This is a genomic window from Sphaerotilus sp., assembly GCF_013299175.1.
Taxonomy (GTDB): domain Bacteria; phylum Pseudomonadota; class Gammaproteobacteria; order Burkholderiales; family Burkholderiaceae_C; genus Sphaerotilus.
In genome coordinates this window covers 1-21,761 of record NZ_JAAFKF010000049.1, presented here as the reverse complement: position 1 = coordinate 21,761, position 21,761 = coordinate 1, and the positions used below count along the sequence as shown (strand labels likewise).

At 70.7% G+C, this 21,761-nt stretch carries 13 protein-coding genes and 1 pseudogene; 4 read left to right on the top strand and 10 right to left on the bottom strand.

Features of this window, described 5'->3' with window-relative positions; translation table 11 throughout:
* Window positions 1-2: 2 nt before the first annotated feature.
* Entirely contained in the window at window positions 3-437 is a 435-nt protein-coding gene (locus tag QZW52_RS10290; RefSeq protein ID WP_293998205.1) for a DUF29 domain-containing protein, read from the bottom strand.
* Between the two features lie 128 nt (window positions 438-565).
* Between QZW52_RS10290 and QZW52_RS10285 the strand changes: the two genes are divergently transcribed.
* Window positions 566-1,519, top strand: coding sequence for an NAD(P)H-dependent flavin oxidoreductase (locus QZW52_RS10285; protein ID WP_293998202.1), 954 nt, complete (start codon window positions 566-568; stop codon window positions 1,517-1,519).
* A gap of 39 nt (window positions 1,520-1,558) precedes the next feature.
* Here QZW52_RS10285 and QZW52_RS10280 read toward each other — a convergent pair whose 3' ends face one another.
* The 7 genes from QZW52_RS10280 to QZW52_RS10250 all read right to left on the bottom strand — a co-directional run bounded on the left by QZW52_RS10280 (window position 1,559) and on the right by QZW52_RS10250 (window position 14,495).
* Window positions 1,559-5,614, bottom strand: coding sequence for a Pls/PosA family non-ribosomal peptide synthetase (locus QZW52_RS10280; protein WP_293998199.1), 4,056 nt, complete (start codon window positions 5,612-5,614; stop codon window positions 1,559-1,561).
* Window positions 5,615-5,618: 4 nt separating this feature from the next.
* Window positions 5,619-6,896 (bottom strand): diaminobutyrate--2-oxoglutarate transaminase, encoded by a 1,278-nt coding sequence (ectB, locus tag QZW52_RS10275; RefSeq protein WP_293998195.1) that lies wholly within the window; start codon window positions 6,894-6,896, stop codon window positions 5,619-5,621.
* Window positions 6,897-6,985: 89 nt separating this feature from the next.
* A complete protein-coding gene (locus QZW52_RS10270) occupies window positions 6,986-8,002 on the bottom strand; it encodes a chemotaxis protein CheB (protein WP_293998193.1) in 1,017 nt (338 codons plus the stop codon).
* Window positions 8,002-8,841, bottom strand: coding sequence for a CheR family methyltransferase (locus tag QZW52_RS10265; protein WP_293998191.1), 840 nt, complete (start codon window positions 8,839-8,841; stop codon window positions 8,002-8,004). The genes QZW52_RS10270 and QZW52_RS10265 overlap by 1 nt, the downstream gene beginning before the upstream one ends.
* Before the next feature lie 8 nt (window positions 8,842-8,849).
* Window positions 8,850-11,450, bottom strand: coding sequence for a methyl-accepting chemotaxis protein (locus QZW52_RS10260; RefSeq protein ID WP_293998188.1), 2,601 nt, complete (start codon window positions 11,448-11,450; stop codon window positions 8,850-8,852).
* Window positions 11,447-13,348 (bottom strand): chemotaxis protein CheA, encoded by a 1,902-nt coding sequence (locus QZW52_RS10255; RefSeq protein WP_293998185.1) that lies wholly within the window; start codon window positions 13,346-13,348, stop codon window positions 11,447-11,449. The genes QZW52_RS10260 and QZW52_RS10255 overlap by 4 nt, the downstream gene beginning before the upstream one ends.
* A gap of 1 nt (window position 13,349) precedes the next feature.
* Window positions 13,350-14,495: a methyl-accepting chemotaxis protein gene (locus QZW52_RS10250; RefSeq protein WP_293998182.1), complete on the bottom strand. Its 1,146-nt coding sequence runs from the start codon at window positions 14,493-14,495 to the stop codon at window positions 13,350-13,352.
* Window positions 14,496-14,685: 190 nt separating this feature from the next.
* Between QZW52_RS10250 and QZW52_RS10245 the strand changes: the two genes are divergently transcribed.
* The gene (locus QZW52_RS10245) at window positions 14,686-16,770 is read left to right on the top strand and encodes a methyl-accepting chemotaxis protein (RefSeq protein ID WP_293998179.1); all 2,085 of its coding nucleotides are present in this window, start codon (window positions 14,686-14,688) and stop codon (window positions 16,768-16,770) included.
* Between the two features lies 1 nt (window position 16,771).
* The gene (locus QZW52_RS10240; protein ID WP_293998176.1) at window positions 16,772-18,778 is read left to right on the top strand and encodes a methyl-accepting chemotaxis protein; all 2,007 of its coding nucleotides are present in this window, start codon (window positions 16,772-16,774) and stop codon (window positions 18,776-18,778) included.
* 26 nt (window positions 18,779-18,804) lie between these two features.
* Here the strand turns inward: QZW52_RS10240 and recJ are convergent, their stop codons facing one another.
* On the bottom strand, window positions 18,805-20,529 hold the full coding sequence (gene recJ, locus QZW52_RS10235; protein ID WP_293998173.1) for a single-stranded-DNA-specific exonuclease RecJ: 1,725 nt from the start codon (window positions 20,527-20,529) through the stop codon (window positions 18,805-18,807).
* A gap of 24 nt (window positions 20,530-20,553) precedes the next feature.
* Window positions 20,554-21,525: a hypothetical protein gene (locus QZW52_RS10230; protein ID WP_293998170.1), complete on the bottom strand. Its 972-nt coding sequence runs from the start codon at window positions 21,523-21,525 to the stop codon at window positions 20,554-20,556.
* Window positions 21,526-21,584: 59 nt separating this feature from the next.
* Here QZW52_RS10230 and QZW52_RS10225 point away from each other — a divergent pair.
* Window positions 21,585-21,761: pseudogene (locus QZW52_RS10225) on the top strand (ABC transporter permease); the annotation flags it as partial.

Sequence of the window (21,761 nt, the reverse complement as noted above, 5' to 3'; positions counted from 1 at the left end):
TCTCAAGCCTCGGGGAAAAAATCCACCGACAGCACCAGATCCATCGCCCAAGGGCAGACCTCGGGGAAGTCGTCCAACCCTGTCTCGTCAATCGCCTTCGTCACCGCATCCGCCCAAGTGCCGCGCAGCCACCGCTCATCCACGAGCGAGCCCCGCAAACTCGGCGTGTCTTCCAGCGCCGCCGCGATGCCTCTGCGCTGTTCCTTGATCGTGCGGGTCCAACTGCTGCCTCGGCGTTCAGGCTGGTGCTGCCACTTCAGCAGGTGGGCCAGCAGCACGGCCATGCGGCTGGCCAGTTCGCGCTTTTCACTCTTGCCCACGTCCTCGATCTCCTCGGCGATGTGCTCGATGTCGATGGCCGAGAGCTTGCCCGCGCGCAGCAGGGCCGCTTGCTCCATCGCCCAGGCGACCACATCCTTTTCATACGGCGTACCCATTCGAAGCCTCCTTCTGGCAGGTCCAAGTTTCCATTGTCTACCGGCCCGGCACCTGAGCGACACGTCCACGTCCCCGAAAACGGCACACTGCCCCGACCGTTCCATCGTCCCACGATCAGGAGACCGCCTTGCCCTTGCCGCCCATCCTCGCCAACCTGCCGCTGCCCATCATCGGCTCCCCGCTGTTCATCATCAGCAACCCGACACTCGTCATCGCCCAGTGCCAGGCCGGCGTGGTCGGCTCGATGCCTGCGCTGAACGCCCGCCCGGCGTCCCAGCTCGACGACTGGCTCGCCGAGATCACCGAAACCCTGGCCGCCTACAACGCCGCACACCCGGACGCCCCCGCCGCGCCGTTCGCCATCAACCAGATCGTCCACAAGAGCAACGACCGGCTCGACCACGACATGGCGGTCTGCGCCAAGTACAAGGTGCCGATCATCATCACCAGCCTCGGCGCCCGCACGGACGTGAACGACGCCGTCCACGCCTGGGGTGGCGTGGTGCTGCACGACATCATCAACAACTTCTTCGCCAGGAAGGCGATCGAGAAGGGCGCGGATGGCCTGATCGCGGTCGCGGCGGGCGCGGGCGGGCACGCGGGGGTGAAGAGCCCGTTCGCGCTGGTCCAGGAGATCCGCCAGTGGTTCGACGGCCCGGTGGCGCTCTCAGGCTCGATCGCCACCGGCGGCACCGTGCTGGCCGCGCAGGCGATGGGTGCCGACTTCGCCTACATCGGCTCGGCCTTCATCGCCACCGAGGAGGCCCGCGCGAGCGATGCCTACAAGCAGGCGATCGTGGACGGCAACAGCGACGACATCGTCTATTCGAACCTGTTCACCGGCGTCCATGGCAACTACCTGAAGCCGTCGATCCGCGCCGCCGGACTCGATCCCGAGCACCTGCCCGAGAGCGACCCCACCAAGATGAACTTCGGTGGCGACGCGAGGAAAGCGTGGAAGGACATCTGGGGCTGCGGGCAGGGCATCGGCGCGGTGAACGCGGTCGTACCCGCCGCCGAGCGGGTGGCGCAACTGCGGCGCGAGTATCTGGCGGCCAAGGCGCGGGTCTGCGCCGGCTGAGGTCGGACCGCGTGGATGGCGGTGTGGACCGCCTCCCCGTCAGGCGGCCACAACAGCCTGCGCCGGGTTCGCCTGCCAGGTCGAGCCGCTGGCCAGCTCTTCGCCCTTCATGACGAAGCTGTCCGGCGCGATGTGGACGTTGTTCCCCGCCCGCACGCCGTAGTGGACATAGCCCCGTGAACCCAGCGTCAATCCGTTGCCGATGGCGATGTGGTCGGACTTGAAGACGCCGTCCTCCAGCGAGTGGCTCTGCAGCGTGCTCAGCTCGCCGAGCGTGCAGTGGTCGCCGAGCGTGAGCAGGGTCTTCTCGGTGATCGAGGTGCCATCGTCGAGCAACTGCCGTCCGACCCGCACGCCCAGTCCGCGCCACAGCAGTCCCATGAACGGCGTGCCGCGCAGCATCAGCATGACGGCGCTGTCGCCGGAGAGGGCGAGTTTCCAGAAGCGTTCGTGGTCCCAGAACGCCGGGTCGTAGATCGAGCAGGTGCGGGCTTCCAGGCGTTTCCAGCCGCTGCTGGCGCGGTCGATCAGCACGAGGTAGACGACCAGCGCCGCCAGACTCGCCAGACCGCCCAGCGCGAGCGCCAGCGAGCTGCCCTCGCCCAGCCCGTAGAACAGGTAGAACACGAACGAGGCCAGCGCCGCGCCAACGGCCTCCATCACCAGGAACAGCCCCACCGTGACGAGGTTGGACTGGTTCTTGCGCTGCAGGCGCTCGGCGAAGAGGGCGCTGTTGCGCGGGATCTGGTACGCCATGTCCCGCTGCACCGAGCGCGGAATCTCGAAGCTGGGCGAACCCAGCAGCCCGACGCCTTCGCGCACCGGCCCGTCCAGCGGCACCAGCACCCGCGTGGCGAGCAGGCAGTTGTCGCCCACCCGTGCCCCGGCCGGGAACAGCACCGCGTTGCCGACGAAGCTCTGCGCGCCCATCGTGGTGGCGCGCAGGCGGAAGCTGCGGCTCGACAGGTCGGTGTTGTTGAGGATGAGTCCGTCGGAGACGATGGTGCCGCGCCCGAACTCGCACAGGCCGGGCACGTCGTGCGTCTGGTTCATGCCGAAGTTCGAGCCGGTCTGTTCCACGCCGCCGAGGAAACGGTAGCCGAGCGCCTTCAGGTAGCCGGTGACGAAGGAGCTGTCGCCCGCCAGCGCGCAATGGAACTTCGAGTTGGTGAGCACCGTGACGCCGCGCAGGACGAGGTGGTGCAGGCCGTACAGCGGGTAGATCCGGCCCGGCTCCAGTTGCCGCGCGAACACCTTCGGCACGGTGAACATCAGCAGCGTCTGGCCCACCAGCACCGCCACGAAGCCGGCGACGCCGATCAGCGGCGCCATCGCGAGCGAATCCGTGACGCGCTCCAGCAGGTCCACATGGCCACTGCCCGTGGTCAGCGCCAGGTGGATCAGCCACAGCGGCAGCGGCAGGTAGACCAGCAGCAGCGTCGCCAGTTGGGCGGCGCTGAACAGGACCATGCGCAGTGCGGATGGCCGCTGCGTCTCGGGCAGCGTCTGGTACGCGGTCTGGCAGGTCTGGGCGGGCGAGCCGTGGGCCAGCTCGCCGGCGCGCAGGCGCTGGCCTTGCTGCAGCGAGGAGCTGTGGCCGAGCTGGCTGTCGTCGTCCATCGCGGTGTCGATGTCGATCAGCGTGTTGTCGCCGACGAAGCAGCGGCGGCCGATCTGCACGGAACCCGTCCGGATGCGTCCGCCTTCGGCGCGGTAGCCGTTGAGCAGCACATGGCGGCTGATGACGCTGTCCTCGCCGATGGCGATCAGGTCGGTGCAGATGGGCATCGTCGGCGTGACGACCAGCGCGCGCAGGCTGATGCGGGCGCCGAGTGCCCTCAGGTAGAGCGTGTACAGGGGCGTGCCGGCAAAGATCTGCATCGGGTTGAAGCGCATCAATTGCCGCACCACCCAGAAGCACCAGTAACGCAGCCCCCAGGCCGGGAACTCGCCCGCGGTCCAGCGGCCGATGAGCAGCCATTTCAGCGCCACGGGCACCAGCACGGTCAGCCCCCAGGTGGCGCCACCGACCGCGACGGCGCGCCCGTAGGCGGCGAGCGGGCTGGTGGTGGCCATCAGCCAGTCGAAGCCGCGCAGGTACACATCGAACTGCAGCCAGCTGTACACCAGCACGGCGAGCACCTGCGCCAACCCGCAGACCAGGTAGACCGCAGTGCGCGCCTGGTGCGGCGGGCGTGGCGCAGCGGCGGTGGTGGTGCGCGCCGCGGTCGGGGTGGTGCTGGCGAGATGGGTGGCCAGGGCGCGCACGGTCGGGTGCGCGTAGATCAGCTTCATCGACAGGTCATGGCGGCCGAGGCGCTCGCGCAGGCGGGCGCTGAAATGCGCCAACAGCAGCGAACTGGTGCCCAGATCCTGGAAGAAGTTGTCTTCGACCGACACGGCGGGCAGCTTCAGCATCCCCGCCAGCGTCTCGGCGATCGCGGTTTCCAGCGGGCCTTCGGGTGGCACGGCGGTGTGGTCCGCACGGTGCAGCCGGCCGCGGCTGGGCGGGGGCAGGGCCTTGCGGTCGGTCTTGTCGCTGGCCAGCATGGGCATGTGCGCCAGGTGCTCGTAGTAGACCGGCACCATGTAGCTGGGCAACTGCGCCCGCAAGGCTTCAGCCAGGGCTTCGCTGCTGGGCGCTTCGTGGTCGGGCCGCACGGTGTAGTAGGCGACCAGCTCGACCACGCCGGGTGCGGATTCATGCGTGTGGACGATGGCCTGCTGCATGGCCGGCACCTGCATCAGCACCGACTCGATCTCGGCCAGCTCGATGCGGTAGCCGCGGATCTTGACCTGCGTGTCGATGCGGCCGAGGTACTCGACCTGGCCGTCCTCGCGGATGCGGCCCAGATCGCCGGTGCGGTAGAAGCGGCCGGAGGTGTTGTGTTCGATCCCCAGGAAATCGGGGATGAAGGCTTTGGCGGTCTGGTCGGCGCGGTTCAGGTAGCCCACGGCGACGCCGACGCCCGCAATGCCGATCTCGCCGGTCTCGCCCGCGGCCAGCGCGCGCGGCGTGTCCGGATCGAGGATGACGATGGCGTAGGTGGGCAGCGGCCGGCCGATGGTGACCGGCTCGTCCGGGTGCAGCTCGGCCAGCGTGGCGGTGACGGTGGTTTCGGTCGGGCCGTAGGCGTTGAGCATGCGGCGCTGCGGTCCGGCCCAGCGGGTGACGAGGTCGCGCGGACAGGCTTCGCCGGAGACGATCAGCAGGCGCAGGTCGGGCAGATCCTGCTCGATCGTGGCCAGCAGCGTCGGCACGCAGCACAGCGCCGTGATCTGGCGCGACTGCAGGAACTGCCAGAGGTCGTGACCCAGCAGGCTGCTGCCGCTCTGGTTGGGGAAGAGCGTGGCACCGACCAGCAGCGGCACCCAGGTTTCCTCGACCGCGAAGTCGAAGGCCAGCGTCAGGCCCTGGTAGACGCGGTCGGTGTCGCGGTAGCCATAGGTCTCGACGGCCACCCGCACGAAGTTGCAGATGGCGTCGTGGTCGATCGGCACGCCCTTGGGCCGCCCGGTCGAGCCGGAGGTGTAGATGACGTAGCAGAGTGCGCTGTCGATGCCACCAGCCGCCTGCAGCTCTTGCAGCGTGAGCCGGGCATCGGACTGGCGGTCGATCGCGGCGTCGAGTTCGTCGATGGCGAGCAGCGTCGGGGCCACGCCGGCGGCCAACGCCCGGTAGTGCGAAACACTCAGCAGCACGCGGGCCTGCGCGTCCGCGCAGATGAAGGCCATGCGGTCGGCCGGGAAGCCGGGGTCCAGCGGCACATAGGCGGCGTGGAGCTTGAGCACCGCCAGCACGGCGATGTGGCTGTGGACCGTCTTGTCGAACAGCAGCGCCACGCGGTCGCCCGGACGCAACCCGGTGGCGAGCAGGTGGCGGGCGAGCTGGTTGGCGCGGGCGTCGAGCTGGGCGTAGGTGAGCACCGCGTCGTCGCTGTGGACGGCGATCTGGTCGGCGCGGCCCTCGCGGGCAAGGGCGTCGCAGCGGGCCTCGAACAGGTGGTGCAGGCGCTCGCCGGCTTGCCAGCGCACGCGGTGGTCGGCGTGCGGCAACCGCAGGATGTGTACCTGCGGGTCAGGGATCAGGTCCATCGGGTCAGGCGGCGGTGAGCAGGTCGGTCGAGGTGGCGGCCAGGGTCGCTGCGTGGAGGATGTCGAGTCCCTGGGTGAGGAGGTCGAGCGGGATGTTGAGCGGCGCGAGGATCTTGACCACCTGGTCGTGGGCGCCGGAGGTTTCGACGACGAGTCCACTGGTGAAGGCGTGGCGGCAGATCTGCGCCGCCCGCTCGCCGGTGCCCACGTCGAGGCCCTGCATCATGCCGCGTCCCTTGAGCATGGAACCGGGGACGAGCCGGCCCATCTGCTCCAGCCGCTGCGTGACGATGGCGGCGCGCTGGGCAGTGCCGGCCTGGAAATCCTGGGTCTGCCAGAACTTCTCGATCGCCACCCGCGCCGTCACGAAGGCGTGTGTGTTGCCGCGGAAGGTGCCGTTGTGCTCGGCGGGCAGCCAGCGGTCGTGCTCTGGCTTGACCAGCACCAGCGCCATCGGCAGGCCGAAGCCGGAGATCGACTTGGACAGCGCGATCAGGTCGGGCACGATGCCCATGCCCTCGAAGCTGAAGAAGCCGCCAGTGCGTCCGCAGCCAGCCTGCACGTCATCGACGATGAGCAGCGCGCCGTGGCGCTTGGCGATGGCGGCCACGCGGGCGACCCAGGGGGCGGAGGCGACGTTGAGACCGCCTTCGCCCTGCACCGTCTCCAGCAGGATCGCCGCCGGCAGGTCCACGCCGCTCGACGGGTCGTCCAGCATCCGCTCCAGCAGGTCGGCGGTGTCGGTGTGCGCGCCCATGTAGGCGTCGTAGGGCGCCCGCGTGACGCCGGACAGCGGTGCGCCCATGCGGTTGTAGCGGCTGCCGGTGGCGGCCAGCGCCCCCAGCGTGACGCCGTGGTAGCCGTTGGTGAAGGCGATGACGTTGTGCCGCCCCGTCACCTTGCGCGCCAGCTTCATCGCGGCTTCGACCGCGTTGGTGCCGGTCGGGCCGGTGAACTGCACGCGGTGCGACAGACCGCGCGGGCGCAGGATGTCGTGCTCGAAGGCGGTGAGGAAGGCCCGCTTGGCGTCGGTGTGCAGATCCAGGCCCATGGCGATGCCGTTGCCCTGGATGTGGGCGATCAGGGCTGCCGCCATGTCGGGGTCGTTGTGGCCGTAGTTCAAGGCGGCGCAACCGGCCAGGAAATCGATGTACTCCCGGCCCGCGGTGTCCCGCAGGAGGCTGCCGCTGGCCGACGCGAACACGGCGTCGAAACGGCGGCAGTAGCTGCGGGCTTCGGACTCGCGGCGCAGGAAAACAGAGCGTTCGTCCGCTGAGGACATGTGGTGACTCCCAATGGAAACGGTTGCGGCCAGTGCATCGTCTGGCTCGGACACAGAACGGTGTCCAACGTGACAGTGTGCCATTCGGTTCACCGCGCGACAGTCTTCGTGCGTGCGCGCCCTGGAATCCGACCGGTCGTCAGGATCCACTCAGCGATCTGGTCCAGTGCGAGCACATCGTCCGCCGCACCGAGCCGGATGGCTTCGGCGGGCATCCCGAACACGATGCTGCTGGCTTCGTCCTGCGCGGCGGTCGGGGCGCCGGCGGCGTGCATCTCCAGCAGCCCTTGTGCGCCGTCGCGGCCCATCCCCGTCATCAGCACGCCCAGCGCATCGCGGCCCGCGCAGCGCGCCACCGACGAGAACAGCACATCGACCGAGGGCCGGTGGTGCCTGACCGGGGGATCGTCGCGGATCTCGACGGCGTAGCCGCTGCCCTGTCGGCGCAGGCGCATCTGCTTGCCACCCGGCGCGATGAGGACACGCCCGTCATACACGACATCGCCGTCCCGCGCCTCCAGCACCTCCAGCGCGTACTGGCTGTTCAGCCGCGCGGCGAACGAGGCGGTGAACTTCTCCGGCATGTGCTGCACGAGCACGATGCCCGGTGCATCCCGCCCGAGCTGACCCAGCACGGCGTCGATCGACTGCACCCCGCCCGTGGACAGCCCGATGGCCACCACGCGGCGGGACGGGCGTCCGGTGGCGGGGCGGCGCGGGCTGGCTGGCGCTGGAGCCGGGACGTGCATGGCGTCGCGCACGGCCGCCACCAGCGCCGCCCCGTTGGCCGTGCTGCGGTGGACGAACGCGGTGGCGCCTGCGGCCAGCGCCTGCCGGACGGTCGGGTCTGTCCGCCCGCGCTGGGTGGCACAGAGCACGACCGGCGTGGGGCGTGCCGCGCACAGCCGCTGCAGGAAGGCCGGGATGTCCAGCGGCGGTCCGTCGAGGTCCAGCACGATGGCGTCCGGCCAGTGGCCCTGCAGCCTGGGCCAGGCCGCATCGGGGTCGCCCGCCGTGCCGGTGATCTTGAAGCCGGCCGCCGCCAGACACTGGTGCAGGTCCAAGCGCCCGATGGCGGCCTGGTCGATGAGGAAGAGCTGGTGCATCACGCGGACTCTGCCGGGGTGGCGTGGGGGGCCTGGGCGTGGGCCCCCCGGTAGATGGCCGGGGCCACGAGCGTGGCGGGAACGCCCAGGTGGGTGATCGATTCGGCGTGGCCGGTGAACAACAACCCGGTCGGTTTGAGCCGCTTCAGCACCCGCTGGACGATGTCCGCCTTGCCCGCGTTGTCGAAGTAGATGAGCAAGTTGCGCAGGAAAATGATGTCGAACTGGCCGATCTCGGGCAGCGTGCGGGTCAGGTTGGCGCAGTCGAAGCGCACCCGCTGGCGCAACGCCGACGACACCATCAGCTTGCCCAGGTGCTCGCCCTGGCCCTTGAGGCACCAGTGCTTGAGCAGCGGCAGGGGCACCAGCCGCGCGCGCTCGATGGGGTAGAGACCGCGCCGTGCGGTGTCCACCATCGCCGTGGACAGGTCGGTGCCCACCACCTGCCAGCCCTGCAGCCCGAAGTGTTCGGCCAGCACCATGGCGATGCTGTAGCCCTCTTCGCCCGAGGAGCTGGCCGCGCTCCAGACCCGGAAGTCGCCCAGGTGCGGACCCGTCCTGCGCTGGGCGAGCACGCGCCGCAGGTGGTCGAAGTGCTGCGGTTCGCGGAAAAAATAGGTTTCGTTGGTGGTCAGCTTGTCCACGACCTTCACCAGCTCCTGCGCATCGCCTTCGCGCAGCAGCGCCTCGACGTAGGCATCGACATCGGCCATGCCGCGCGCCAGCGCGAGCTTGTGCAGCCGCCCGGCGACGAGGGCCTGCTTGGTGTCGGCGAGCTGGATGCCCGACACCTGGCGGAACAGGCGGGTCACGGCCTGGAAGGCCGGCTTGGAGAGCATGGTGGCGGTCAAAATGCGCTGAACTGCGTCTCATCCAGGGCTGGGCGGCGACCGCTGGTCACGGCCGCCGGGCGGTGGGTGCGGTGTGCGGGGCCAGGGGTGTCGCCGTAGGGGCGCAGCGGCATGGCGGGAGGCTGCGGATCGGCGCGGGTGAGCCGGAAGCTCGCCATCATGTCCTTGAGCGCCATGGCCTGGCCGGACAGCTCCTCCGCCGTGGCCGAGAGTTCCTCGGCGGCAGCGGCGTTCTGCTGGGTGGTGTCGTTGAGGTGGTTCATGGCCGTGGTGATCTGCTGGACACCCTCGGCCTGTTCGCCCGAGGCGGTCGAGATGTCCTGCACGAGCTGGCTGGTGCGGGTGCTGCCCGGCACCATGCGCGCGAGCACGGCTCCCGCCTGCTCGGCCAGCTTGACGCTGGAGCCGGCGAGCTGGCCGATCTCCTGGGCGGCGATCTGGCTGCGCTCGGCGAGCTTGCGCACCTCGGCGGCGACCACGGCGAAGCCCTTGCCATGCTCGCCCGCGCGGGCGGCCTCGATGGCGGCGTTGAGCGCGAGCAGGTTGGTCTGGTAGGCGATGTCGTCGATGATCGAAATCTTGGCCGCGATCGAGGTCATGGCCTCGGCGGTGCGGTCCACGGCGCTGCCACCGTCGCGGGCCTCGCGGGCGGCGTCGGCGGCCATGGCGTTGGTGGTGCCGGCGTTGGCCGAGTTCTGGCGGATCGAGCCGGCCATCTGCAGCAGCGAGGCCGTGGTCTGCTCGACGCTGGCAGCCTGCTCCGAAGCCGAGTGCGACAGGGTCTGGGAGGTGCTGGAGACCTGGTGCGCCGCCACGCTGAGCGCCTGTGCCGCCAGACTCACCTCGGCCAGCGTGGAGGCCAGGCGCAGCACGGTGGTGTTGACGGCGCGCTGCAGCTCGGCGAAGGCGCCCTGGTAGTGGCCTTCGACCTGCCGGGTCAGATCGCCGCTTTCCACGCCGGCCATCGTGGCGCGGACAGCGTTCAGCGGCGTGACGATGGCGTCGAGCGTCTGGTTGATGCCCTCGACGATGCGGCGGAAATCCCCGGCGTGGCGGCGGGCGTCGGCCCGTGCGTCGAGCTGACCGGCCATGGCCGCGCGCACCAGCCCGTCGGTGTCGGCGACCAGGGTCTGCAGGTGGGTGCGGACTTGCTCGATGGCGTGGTTGATGAACACCTTCTGGCCGGGCAGCGGCGCCAGCGGCGCGTCGAACTGGCCACGGCCGAAGGCGCTGACGACCTCCAGCGCCTGCCGCTGCACCTGGATGTGGTCGCGCACGGTGGCGTTCACCAGCTCGGCAACCTGCCGGTATTCGCCCTGGAATTGCACCGGGTCGATGAAGGTGTCGATCTCGCCGCGGGCGTGCGCGTCCGACAGGCGGCGCAGCTCGGCCAGCATGGCGCGCATCGTCTGGCGCACCGACTCGAACGATCCGGCGATCTCGGCCAGTTCATCGCGGCCCTGGACCGTCTGGTCGGCGTCCAGCTCGCCGCGTGCGGCGGCGGCGGCTTGCAGGCCGATGCGCCGGGCGGTGCGGCCCATGGAGCGGGCGATGCCGACCGACAGGTACAGCGCCAGCAGCACCCCGGCCGCCGCCACCGCGGCCATGCGGTTGCGCTGGTGCGTCAGCCGCGCCTCGCGCTCGGCGAGCAGGGCTTGCAAGCGGTGGATGGCGAGGTTGTGGAAACCATCGACCTTGTCGAGCACCTCGGTGCCTCCGTGCATCAGGGCCATCGGATCGCTCTGCAGCGCCGTCGCATGGGCACCCGCGCTGGCGAGGGCATCGACCTGCGCCACATAGCGCGCCACCATCGCACTGGACTCTTTCCAGCCCGCCGGCGCCGGCTCGCCCGCACGCCCCAGGGCGTCGATGCGGGCCTGGACATCGAGCTGGCTCTCGTCGAGCTGGCGCCGCACGACCGCCCACGCCGCCGTGTCGCTGGCCTGCCAGCTCCCCCGCGCCAGGGCCTGCACGGCGGTGTCGCGGACCTCGGCCAGCGCGGTGACATGGTGGTGCATCCGCGCGAAGGTCAGGTCCATCAGCAGGTACGTGGGTGCATCCGGGTCGAGCATCAGCCCGCTTTGTTCGGCCGTGAGATCGACCAGGCCCAGGAGTTCGTGCAGGAGCGGGGCGTGCGGGCTGCTGGCGGGATCGGTGCCTTCCCGGATGTGCCGCAGGATGTCGCTGCGCACGCTGTTCCATGGGCCGGCCATGTTCAGCCCCGAGGTCTGGATCTGTTCGTCCACCGCGGTCAGTGCCTTGTGCAGCGCCTGGCGTGTCTCTTCCAGCGCGGTGCGGCCGGCGGGCCGGGTGGCCGCCAGCGCGCGCTCGCTGCGGTGGCGGTGCAGCAGATCGGCCACGTCCAGCAGTGCGTGCGCCAAGGGAATGCCGGACAGCTCGGTGCGGGTGAACGCGGCTGCTGCACTTTCGTTGCGCACCAGCGTGACCACCAGCAGCACCAGCGGCACCAGCAGCACGGTGACGACCAGCCCGAGCTTGGTCGCCAGCCGCAGCCGCCGTGTCAGCGCGGTCACGGGGGCAAACAGCAGCGAGAGCGGCGAGCGTGGTGCGTGCGGCGAAGTCCGGGCGGTGGTCATGGGCAGTCCGATGCAAGACGGGGCGAGCGAGGGGAGTCGGTGTGCAGACGGGCCAGCGCGGGCACGTCCAGGATCAGCGCCACCCCACCGTTGCCGAGGATGGTCGATCCCGCGAGGCAGGGCAGGTGCCGGAACAGCGGCCCGAGCGGCTTGATGACGGTCTGGTGCTCGCCGAGCAGGCGGTCCACCAGCAGGCCGATCCGGCCCGTGCTGCCGCGCACGACGATCAGGCTCTGCCGCGCCGGACGCTCGCCGCCATGGCCGAAGCACACGCGCAAGTCGAGGTAGGGCAGCACCTGGCCGCGCAGGTCGAGGCAGCCGCTGGCGGGGTGGTGGCCGGCGTGGGCGCCGCTGTGCAGACCGGGCGGGGTCTCGATGCACTCGGCGACGCTGTCCAGCGGCAGCACGTAGTCCACACCGCCCACCTGGGTCAGGAAGCCGTCGATGATGGCCAGCGTCAGCGGCAGGCGGATCTGCACCCGCGTGCCCGCGCCCGGCGTGCTGTGCAGCAGGATCTGCCCCCGCAGCGACTCCACCTGTCGGCGCACCACATCCATGCCGACACCGCGGCCAGACAACTCCGTCACCTGTTCGGCGGTGGAAAAACCGGGTTCGAACAGCAGGGCGTGGATCTGGGATTCGTCGAGGGTGGCACCGGGTGCGACCAGCCCGCGCGCGGTGGCCTTGGCCAGGATGCGCGGACCGTCGAGTCCGCGGCCGTCGTCGCTGACCTCGATGACCACGCTGCCCGCTTCCTGCCGTGCCTGCAGCCGCAGCAGCCCGCGGGGCAGTTTGCCACGGGTTTGGCGCTCGTCGGGCGGCTCCAGGCCGTGGTCGAGGCTGTTGCGCACCAGGTGCATCAGCGGGTCGGCGATGGCGTCCACCATGGTCCGGTCGAGTTCGGTGTCACCGCCGAGGATCTCCAGCGCGACCTCCTTGCCCAGTGCCTTGCCGACATCGCGCACGACCCGCTGGAAGCGGCTGAAGGTCTGGTGGATCGGCACCATGCGCAGCGCCAGGACGCTGTCGCGGGCCCGCTGCACGAGGTCGTGGACGCGCTGGTTGGCCTCGATGCAGCCGGCGGAGCGGGCCGTGCGGGCGGCGCTGGTGGCGCCGGAGCCGGCGATGACCAGCTCGCCGACGAGGTCCACCAGCCGGTCGAGCTTGTCGGCGCGCACGCGGACGAAGCGGCCCTCGTCGGCGGGGGGCTGGACGGCGACCGGAGCCGATGTCCGCTGCGGGTCCGACAGCGGGGATGGCAGCGGGGATGGCAGCGGGTGGAGTGCCAGCGTGCAATCGTCTTGCAGGAAATCGAACACCTCCGCGACCACCTCGCGCGGGGCGGTGGTGTCCAGCGTGAGGGCGACGTCGAGCCAGCAGGTTTCGGGATCGAGCGCCTGCAGCGTCGGCAACCGGGTGTCGCCGATGGACACGGCCCGCACGGTGCCCAGGCGGTCCAGGTACCGCAGGCAGGGCAGGGGATCGAGTCCGTGGCGCAGTGCATCGGCGCCCATCTGCAGCGTCAGTTGCCAGCCGGTGGGGGCGGGTTCCTGCCCCTGTGCCTGTGCTTGTGCGCTGGCGGCTACCTGCACCGCCAGCGCGTCGCTGGTGTGGAGCAGCGCCGCCAGGGTGGACGCGGTGAGCGGTTGTCGCCCTTCGCGCAGTGCATCCAGCGTGCTTTCGAGCGTGTGCGCCAGCCGGACCAGCGGATCGAGTCCGAACATGCTGGCCGCGCCCTTGAGCGTGTGCGCGGCACGGAAGGCGGCGTGGACGGCTTCGCGGTCGTCCGGGTCGTGCTCCATGCGCAGCAGGCTGTGCTCCAGTTGGCGCAGGGTGTCGAGGGCCTCGTCCATGAAGCCCGCGCGCGCAATGGCCAGAATCTGGTGGTCGGTGTCCATGTCACCCGGCGGTGCCGTGGTTCGCCCGCACCCGCTGGGCGGTGTCGATGGTGGTGTCCAGCCGCAGCAGCCAGTCGGCGGGCGCCGCCGCTGCTGCATCGTCGGCACCCAGCAGCCAATGGCGCAGGCGCTGCATGTCCTGCAACAGGCTCTCCAGCGCCGGGTGCGTCTGGTCGAGCGCCTTGGCGTCTTCGCCCAGGGTGCGGATCTGGTCTTGCAGCCGCTGGCATTGCGCGAACAGTTCACGCGCCTCGCGCCGCACGCCCCCCACCTCGTCGGCCACGGCCCGCACCACCTGGCGCGCATGCTCCTCGGCCTGCATGGCGACATCGGTGTCGCTGGCATGGGGGTCGAGGTCGTCGCGGCCGGCGCGCTGCAGCACCGTGTCCAGCGACGCCTGCATCTGGCCGATCTGGCGGGCGATCTGCGTGCCGGCCTGGCGCGACTGGGCGGCGAGCTGGCGCACCTCCTGCGCCACGACCGCAAAGCCGCCGCCGCGCTCGCCGGCGCGGGTCGCTTCGACCGAGGCGTTCAGCGCCAGCAGGTGGGTGGCGCGGCTGATGGTCTGCACCTCGCGGGCCAGCGTGTTCAGCGCGTCCAGCGCCTGTGCCATGGCGCCCGCGGCGGTGAGGGTGTCGGTGCGCAGCCGGGCCGTCGTGCGGCTGTGGTGGAGCAGCGTGTCGAGCACCTTGCGGTGGCGCTCCATCAGCTCGTCGAGCAGCGGCGTGGCGGCGGCAGCGCGCACATGCCCGTTGAGCGTCGATTCCAGCTCCTGGTGGGTGTGGACGATGCGGGCATCGAGCTGGCGGCGGTGCTGGTGGGTGGTGCGCTGGACGTGGCTGAGGAGATGTTGCCAGCGGGAGACCACCGGCTCCGCCAGGGTTGCAGCGCTGCGGTGGTGGAGGGCCTGGCTGCGGGTGTGGCCGATCTGCCGGGCGGCCACCGAGGTCCAGGCCCCGAGCACGCCGAACCCCAGCACCACCACCAGTACCCCAGCCCAGCCGCCCCACTGCAAGGCGAGCGCCCCGGCCCCGGCCGCCGCCGCGATGGCGCTCGCCGACACCAGGCGGTGGGCGTCTGCCGCCGCTGCGACTGGGCGGACCTGCGCCGCAGCCAGGGCGGGGTGTGTCGAGGAAGTGGTGGACATGCGGGTTCTCGGGACAGCACAAGTTGCCAGTGAGTGTCGGGAATTACGCGGGGTGTCCAGCCGTGGATAAGGCGGTGATGCCGCGCCTTCTTCGGGCGTCGCCGGATGGGGGGCTGCCTATGATCCGGCGAGATCCCGAGCGGTGTGGGCGGTGTGGGCGGTGCGAACGAGAGGAAGAGGAAGGTATGCGATGGCGGTCGATCGAGTGAGCGCGCGGGCATCGGCATGGCGGTTGGCATGGCAGCAGCAGCGTGCGACGGCGCAGGCGCTGCAGATGGCGTTGTGGGGCCACCATGGCGCGTGGTCGCTGGGCATCGGGCTGCTGCGCAACCTGCGCATGGCGCACAAGACGGCCCTGGTGGCACTGGCGCTGATGCTGCCAGGGGGGTTGTTGATCCACGATGCCGTGGAGCTGTGGCGCGACCGCTATGCCTTGCACCAGGACGCCCTGCGCAGCTTCGTCCAGTACAAGGCGCTCATGGAGCTGAACATCACGCTCGACGCGCTGTTCCAGCAGATGCTGCGCAAGGAGCAGCAGTGGCCGGCGCAGCGCCTGCCGCTGCTGCGCGTGCAGGAGGCGGCGCAGTACCAGGTGCTGCAGGCCGCGCTGGACGACGAGTTCAGCACGCCCGCTGCCACGGTCGCGGTCGAGCGCAGCGTCCGCAAGCTCGCCAGCAGCCGCGACGCCATGCTGGCCCACCAGGACGACGACACGCCCGCGGCCGTGCCGGGCACGCCCTCGCCGCGGTGGGTGGCGGTGATCGCGTATGCGCGGGATCTGCAGGCGCTGCGCGCGGTGCTGTCGAGCGTGCGCTCCCAGGCGCTGGACAGCGACCTGGGCGTCAAGATGCTCCGCACCGGGCTGGCCGACCCGCAGTTCCAGCTCATGGCCCACCTCAGCCGCCTGGGCCGCATCGGCCAGCGCCTCTATGCCGAGCCGACCGTCGGGGTCAAGATCCACGACATGGCACTGCTGATGGCCCGTTCGGAGCTGCTGCTCGACCAGGCGCAGCCGATGTTCGACCATGTCCGCGACCAGCAACTGATCGACGCCGCCGAAGCCGAGCGGCTCATGGCGCGTCTCCAGGGCTTGCTCCGGACGACCGAGAAGGTGCTGCGCACCGCTGCCACGGCGCCCGCGAGCGAGCTGGCGCTGCGCAGCGAGGTCGATGCCGACGCCTATGCGCACCAGGTGGCGGAGGCCATCGAGTCCAGCGCCCGCCTGCAGACCCTGGCCCTGGGTGCCATGGGCGCCCGCGTTCGGGCCGACCACCAGCACTACACCGAACGGTTGCTGGCGCGGGGTGCGGCCTTCGTGCTGCTGACCTTGTGCGGGCTGTACCTGGTGGTGTGCCTGCACCGCGTGCTCGCCGGCGGACTGGCCACGCTGTGCCAGCACCTCGGCGACCTCGGCAGCGGCAACCTCTCCGTGCGGCCCCGCGGCTGGGGCCAGGACGAGATCGGACAGGCGCTCAACATCGTGGGCCGCGCGGCCGGCAGCATGGCGCGGATCTTCTCCACCCTCGACCGTGGCATCACCGCTGTTGCCCACCAGACCCAGGCGCTGTCCGCACGCCACACCGACCTGCACGACAGCCGCAACCAGACCCGCGGGGGCATCGAGGAAGGCGCGCAGCTCGTGCGCGCCTTCGACGCCGCGCTCGGACAGTGTGCCGAGCAGGTCGAGGATGCCGCCGAGCAGGTGCGCGCGCTGCACCTCGGGGCGCAGCGCAGCCAGCAGGCCATGTCCGGCCTGAGCGAGCGCATGGCCCAGATGCAGACCCGCAGCCGCGAGATCATGCGCGTCATCGGGCTGGTCGAGACGGTGGCCTTCCAGACCAAGCTGCTGTCGCTGAATGCCTCGGTCGAAGCGGCCCGTGCCGGCACGGCGGGACGCGGCTTCGCCGTGGTGGCGCAGGAGGTGCGTGCGCTCGCCCAGCGCAGCGAGGACGCCGCGCGCAGCATCCGCGGCATCGTCGGCCAGTCGGTGGCCGAGATCGACGAGGGCCGGCAGATGAGCGATCGCACCTGCCACGCCGTGCGGCGCACGGCCGAGGACTGCCAGACGCTCGACGCCCGCATGGGCGAGTTGCTGCGGCGGATGCGGGCCAGCCACCAGCAGTCCGGCCGGGTGCGCGACATCACCCGCGAGGTGCTGCCTGCCATGGCCGACCAGGACCGCCTCGTGCAGCAGATGACCGAGGTCTGTGACACCTTGCGGCAGGAGGGCGCCGCCTTGCGCCTGTCGCTCGACCATGTGACGCCCAGGGGCTGAGATGCCGCAACACGACCAACACGATCCACATGCCACCCACGACCGGGCTGCCAAGACCCGCAAGCCGCTGGCTTTCCTGCTGCGGCCGGGTCTGCGGCTCATGCGCGGGATGCGGATGCCGGCCAAGCTGGGGCTGTTGGGCACGGTGCTGGTGCTGCCGCTGCTCATGCTGCTGGCGCTGGCGATGGCACAGTCCCGCGAGGACATGGCGGTCGCCCGTGCCGAACGCGAGGGGGCGGTACTGGCACAGCGCGTGACCGAGCTGGCGGTGCTGGTCCAGTCGCACCGCAGCTTGTCCAACCAGGTGGCGGCCGGGGTCGTGGCGCTGACGCCGACGCGCGATGGCGTGCGGGTCAAGCTGCGCCAGGCGGTGCAGCGCACGGACGAGGTGCTGGCACAGACCACGACCTTCACCTTCGCCGATCTCTGGCCGTCCGAGCGGGCACGTCTGCTGGCGCTGGCGGACGGGCACGTCTCCGAACGCCGCACCGAGGCCATGGCCGAACACGGCGTGCAGGTCGAGCGGTTGCGCCGCTTGCTCAAGCTGGTGGGCGAGCGGTCGCAGTTGCTCTTCGACCCGCGGGCCGACACCTATTTCATGATGGACCTGGGGGTCGAGCGCATGGTGCCGTGGATGGAGGCGATCGGCTTGCTGGAGGCGCAGGGTGGCGAGCTGCTGTTGCGCGATACCTCGGTGCGCGAGCGCACGCGGATGCTCAACCTCGCCAACGAAGCGCAGCGGGCGGCCGAGGAGGTCGTGCTGCAGTTGCAGGCACTGGCCCGCTCGGGCGCCGAGATCACCGACGGGGTGCGCCCTGCGTCCGAGGCGACCGGGCGCATGCTGGCACTGGCGCGCGCGAACTTCGAGCCGGAGGCCGTCAGCGCCGACGCTGCGCCCTACCACGCGACCGGGCTGGAGGCGCTGCAGGCACTCTGGCACTTCGACGACGAACTCTGGCAGCAGCTCGACCACCGACTGGACCAGCGTATCCAGGCACTGCAGCAGCGGCTGTGGGGCCAGGGGCTGCTGGTGGCGCTGGGTCTGCTGGGCGTGGTCTATCTGGGCATGAGCTTCTACAGCAGCTTCATCGGCTCGCTGCGGCAGGTGACAGGCAGCCTCGTGGCGGTGATCCACGGGGACTTGTCGGTGCCGGTGCGGATCTGGGGCCGGGACGAACTGGCGGAGGTGGGCGTCGAGCTGGAGCGCATGAGCGAGCGGCTGTCCTCGCTGGTCGGCGAGATCCGGGGCAGTGCGGTCGGGGTGGACCAGGCCGGTGTCTCGGTGGCCAGCGACGGGCGGGCGCTGTCGCAGCGCACCGAGACCCAGGCCACCAGCCTGCGCCGCACGCTGCTGACCGTCCAGCAGCTTGGCCAGGCGGTGGGCAACAACACGACCGCGGCCGATGCGCTGCAGCAGTTGACCGTCCACCTGCGCAACGATGCCGCGCTCGGCAGCGCCGCGATGAGCGCGTCGATCCAGGTCATGCACACGCTGGAGCAGAGCGTGAACCGGGTCGCCGAGGTCAACGCGGTGATCGACGACATTGCCTTCCAGACCAACCTGCTGGCGATCAACGCCTCGATCGAGGCGGCGCGGGCGGGCGAGGCGGGCAAGGGGTTCTCGGTGGTGGCCGGCGAAATCCGTCAGCTCGCCAACCGCTGCGGCGAGGCGGCGGCCGAGGTGCGCGTCCTGATCGAATCGACCACCGCGCAGACCGGGCACTCGCTGCGCGCCATCGAGGACGCTGGCGATCACCTGACTTCGGTGATCCGCGGGGTGGACGATGTCTCGGTCCGCCTGAACAGCATCGCCGAGGCCAGCCACGCGCAGAACCAGGCGCTGGAGCAGGTCAGCACCAGCGTGAACGAACTCGACACCATCACGCGGCAGAACGCCGACATGGTGGAGCAATCGTCCGTTTCGGCCGAGACGCTGGCCACGCAGGCGGCGTCGCTGCGCACGTCGGTGGCGGCGATCAAGCTGCGGCGGGTGGAGGTGGGTGTCTGAGCGGGCGGCTTCTTGCTCCCCGATGGTTACCCGACCGCCACCACCACCATCTGCACCCGCGCCTGCCCCTGCCAGGTATCCAGCGCCAGCCGATACGCCATCCGTACCCGCTCGCCCACCGGCTCGATCTGCCCGAACCAGATCGCGTCGCGCACCTGCCCGTGCAGCCGCACGCTGAGCTTCAGGTGCTTCTCGCCCACCAGCCGCTGCCGCAGCACCTCCACCTCGTCGGCGAACAGCGGCGCCTCGAACGCCTGCCCCCAGACCTGCTGGTCGAGCAACCCGACCGTGGCGGCGTCGAACCAGCGTGGGTCGAGCGGCCCGTCGGTCGCCAGCCGGTGGTCGAGCGTGGCGGCGTCCAGCCCTTCCTCGGCGACTGAACGCAGCGCCTCGGCGAAGGTGCCGAAGTGGTCGGCCTCGATCGTGCAGCCGGCCGCCATCGAGTGCCCGCCGAAGCGTCGGAGCAAACCCGGATGCCGCTTGGTCACGAGGTCCAGCGCGTCCCGCAGGTGAAAACCGGGGATCGACCGCCCCGAGCCTTTGAGCAGCCCGTCCGCACCCGCCGCGAACACGAAGGTCGGGCGGTGCAGCCGGTCCTTGAGCCGCCCCGCGACGATGCCGACCACGCCTTCGTGGAATTCTGGATCGAACAGCACCACCGCGGCCGGCGGTTCCCCCTTCGGCATCAGCGACTCCAGCAGCACCTCGGCCTGCTCGCGCATCCCAGCCTCGACCTCGCGCCGCTCGCGGTTGATGCTGTCGAGCAGGCGGGCGAGTTCGGCGGCCTGCGTCGGATCGTCGGTGAGCAGGCAGGTGATGCCGATGGTCATGTCGGCCAGCCGCCCGGCCGCGTTCAGTCGCGGGCCGAGCGAGAAGCCGAAATCGGTCGCGCTCGCCCGCTGCGGGTCGCGCCCGGCGGCGGCGAACAGCGCGGCCACACCGGTCTGCATCCGCCCGGCGCGGATGCGCTTCAACCCCTGCGCGACGAGGCGGCGGTTGTTGGCGTCGAGCTTCACCACGTCGGCGACGGTGCCGAGCGCGACCAAATCGAGCAGGGCGTCAAGCCGCGGCTGGTTTGACGCATCGAAACGCCCGCGCTGGCGCAACTCGGCCCGCAGCGCCAGCAGCACATAGAACATCACCCCGACCCCGGCGATCGCCTTGCTCTCGAAGGTGCAGGCCGGCTGGTTCGGGTTGACGATCACGTCGGCGTCGGGCAGCGTCGGCTCGCCGTGTTCATCGACGGCGGGCAGGTGGTGGTCGGTCACCAGCACGCGGATGCCGAGTTCATGCGCCCGGTCCACGCCGGCATGGCCCGCGATGCCGTTGTCCACCGTGACGAGCAGGGCGGGGCGGTGCTGCAGCGCCAGATCGACGATGGTCGGCGTCAGCCCGTAGCCGTGGACGGCGCGGTCGGGCACGACGTAGTGCAGCGTGTTCGGCTGCGCCCCCAGCATTGCCAGCCCGCGCAGCGCAACGGCGCAGGCGGTCGCGCCGTCGCAGTCGTAGTCGGCGACGACGACGATGTGGCCGCCCGCGTCGAGCGTGTCGGCCAGCAGGCGGGCGGCGGCGTCGGTGCCGGCCATCGCCGTGGGCAGCAGCAGCCGGGGCAGGCCGTCGTCCAGTTCGTCGGCGCTGCGGATGCCGCGGGCGGCGTAGAGGCGGGCGAGCAGCGGGTGAACGCCGGCCTGCTCCAGCGCCCAGGCGGCGCGGGGTGGCACGTCGCGGATGTCGATCTGTGGAGTGCTCATGGTCGGGGTGGGCAGGTCAGGTGATCAGAGTGATTGCAGGACCGCGACGGCACTGACCGAACGGGAACGGCCCAGCAGGCGGCTGAACCACCCTTGCGCCCGCGGCGTCCAAGTCTGCGCCACCCGCTCGCCGCACAGCGTCAGCGTGACCGGCTCGCCGGCTTCGGCGTGTTGGCGCAGCGTGGCGATCGGCCCGGCGTCCAGCGCGTGCCACGCCGCCACCCACTCCGCCCACTCGTTGGCGAGCAGCGGGGCACGCAGGCGCATTTCCACCGTGGTGTCCACGATCGGCCGGCGTGCTTGTGCAGGACCGCAGCCACTGAGCCAGAACGAGTTCACCGTGAGCTGCCGATCGGCTTCACGCGCTTCGTTGAGGTCGTGTTCGTGCCAGAGCATCTGCGCTTCCACCTGCAGCCGGCGCAGCTTGCGCGTCTGCGGCGCGTCGCTCAGCCACAGGTCGAGGTTGCGGCCGATGGCGCGGTCGAGCGAGGCGGCCGGCAACTCGGCCAACGCCGGATGGCGCACGTACCAGCGCAGCGGCGCACCCCACTGCAGCGACCAGCCCTCGGCGTCGAACGATGGTTTCAGCAGGTCAAACAGCGTGCGCGACTCCGCCTCGGTCAGCGCCAGCGCGGCCGGATCGACCAGCGCGATCTGGTCGCTGCCGACGTGCCAGTGGACCGGCGTGATCAGGCCCCACGGGTCGCCGCTGGTGTCGGTTTCGGTGCGCAGCCCATCATCCGCCGCACTCGCCGCCGCCCAGGGCCAGCGGCCGTCGGCGCCGTGCCAGCCGTGCGCCTCGGCCAGCACGCGCTCGTGCGGGGCGCTGAGCGTGTACTCGTCGTCATCGGGCCGTGGTGCCGCGTCGGTTTTTGGCGCGAGCCGGCCGAGCAGCGCGTCGAGGTTCGGCAGGCGCAGGACGTTCAACGCGGCGAGTCCGGCGGCCGAAGCGGCGCTGGCGTGGGCGATCAGCAGGTGGTTGGGGGCGTGGGGCATGGCGGGCGGATTATCGGCCCCGGCGTTGCACCGCAGCGTCTCAGGTAGCATCGCCGCCCATGAACTGGCCCTACGAAGTCCGCATCGGCTGGCGTTACACCCGCGCAGGACGCGCCGGTCGTCGCAACGCCTTCATCTCCTTCATCAGCGGCGTGTCCATGCTGGGCATCGCGCTCGGCGTGGCGGCGCTGATCATCGTGCTCAGCGTGATGAACGGTTTCCAGAAGGAGGTCCGC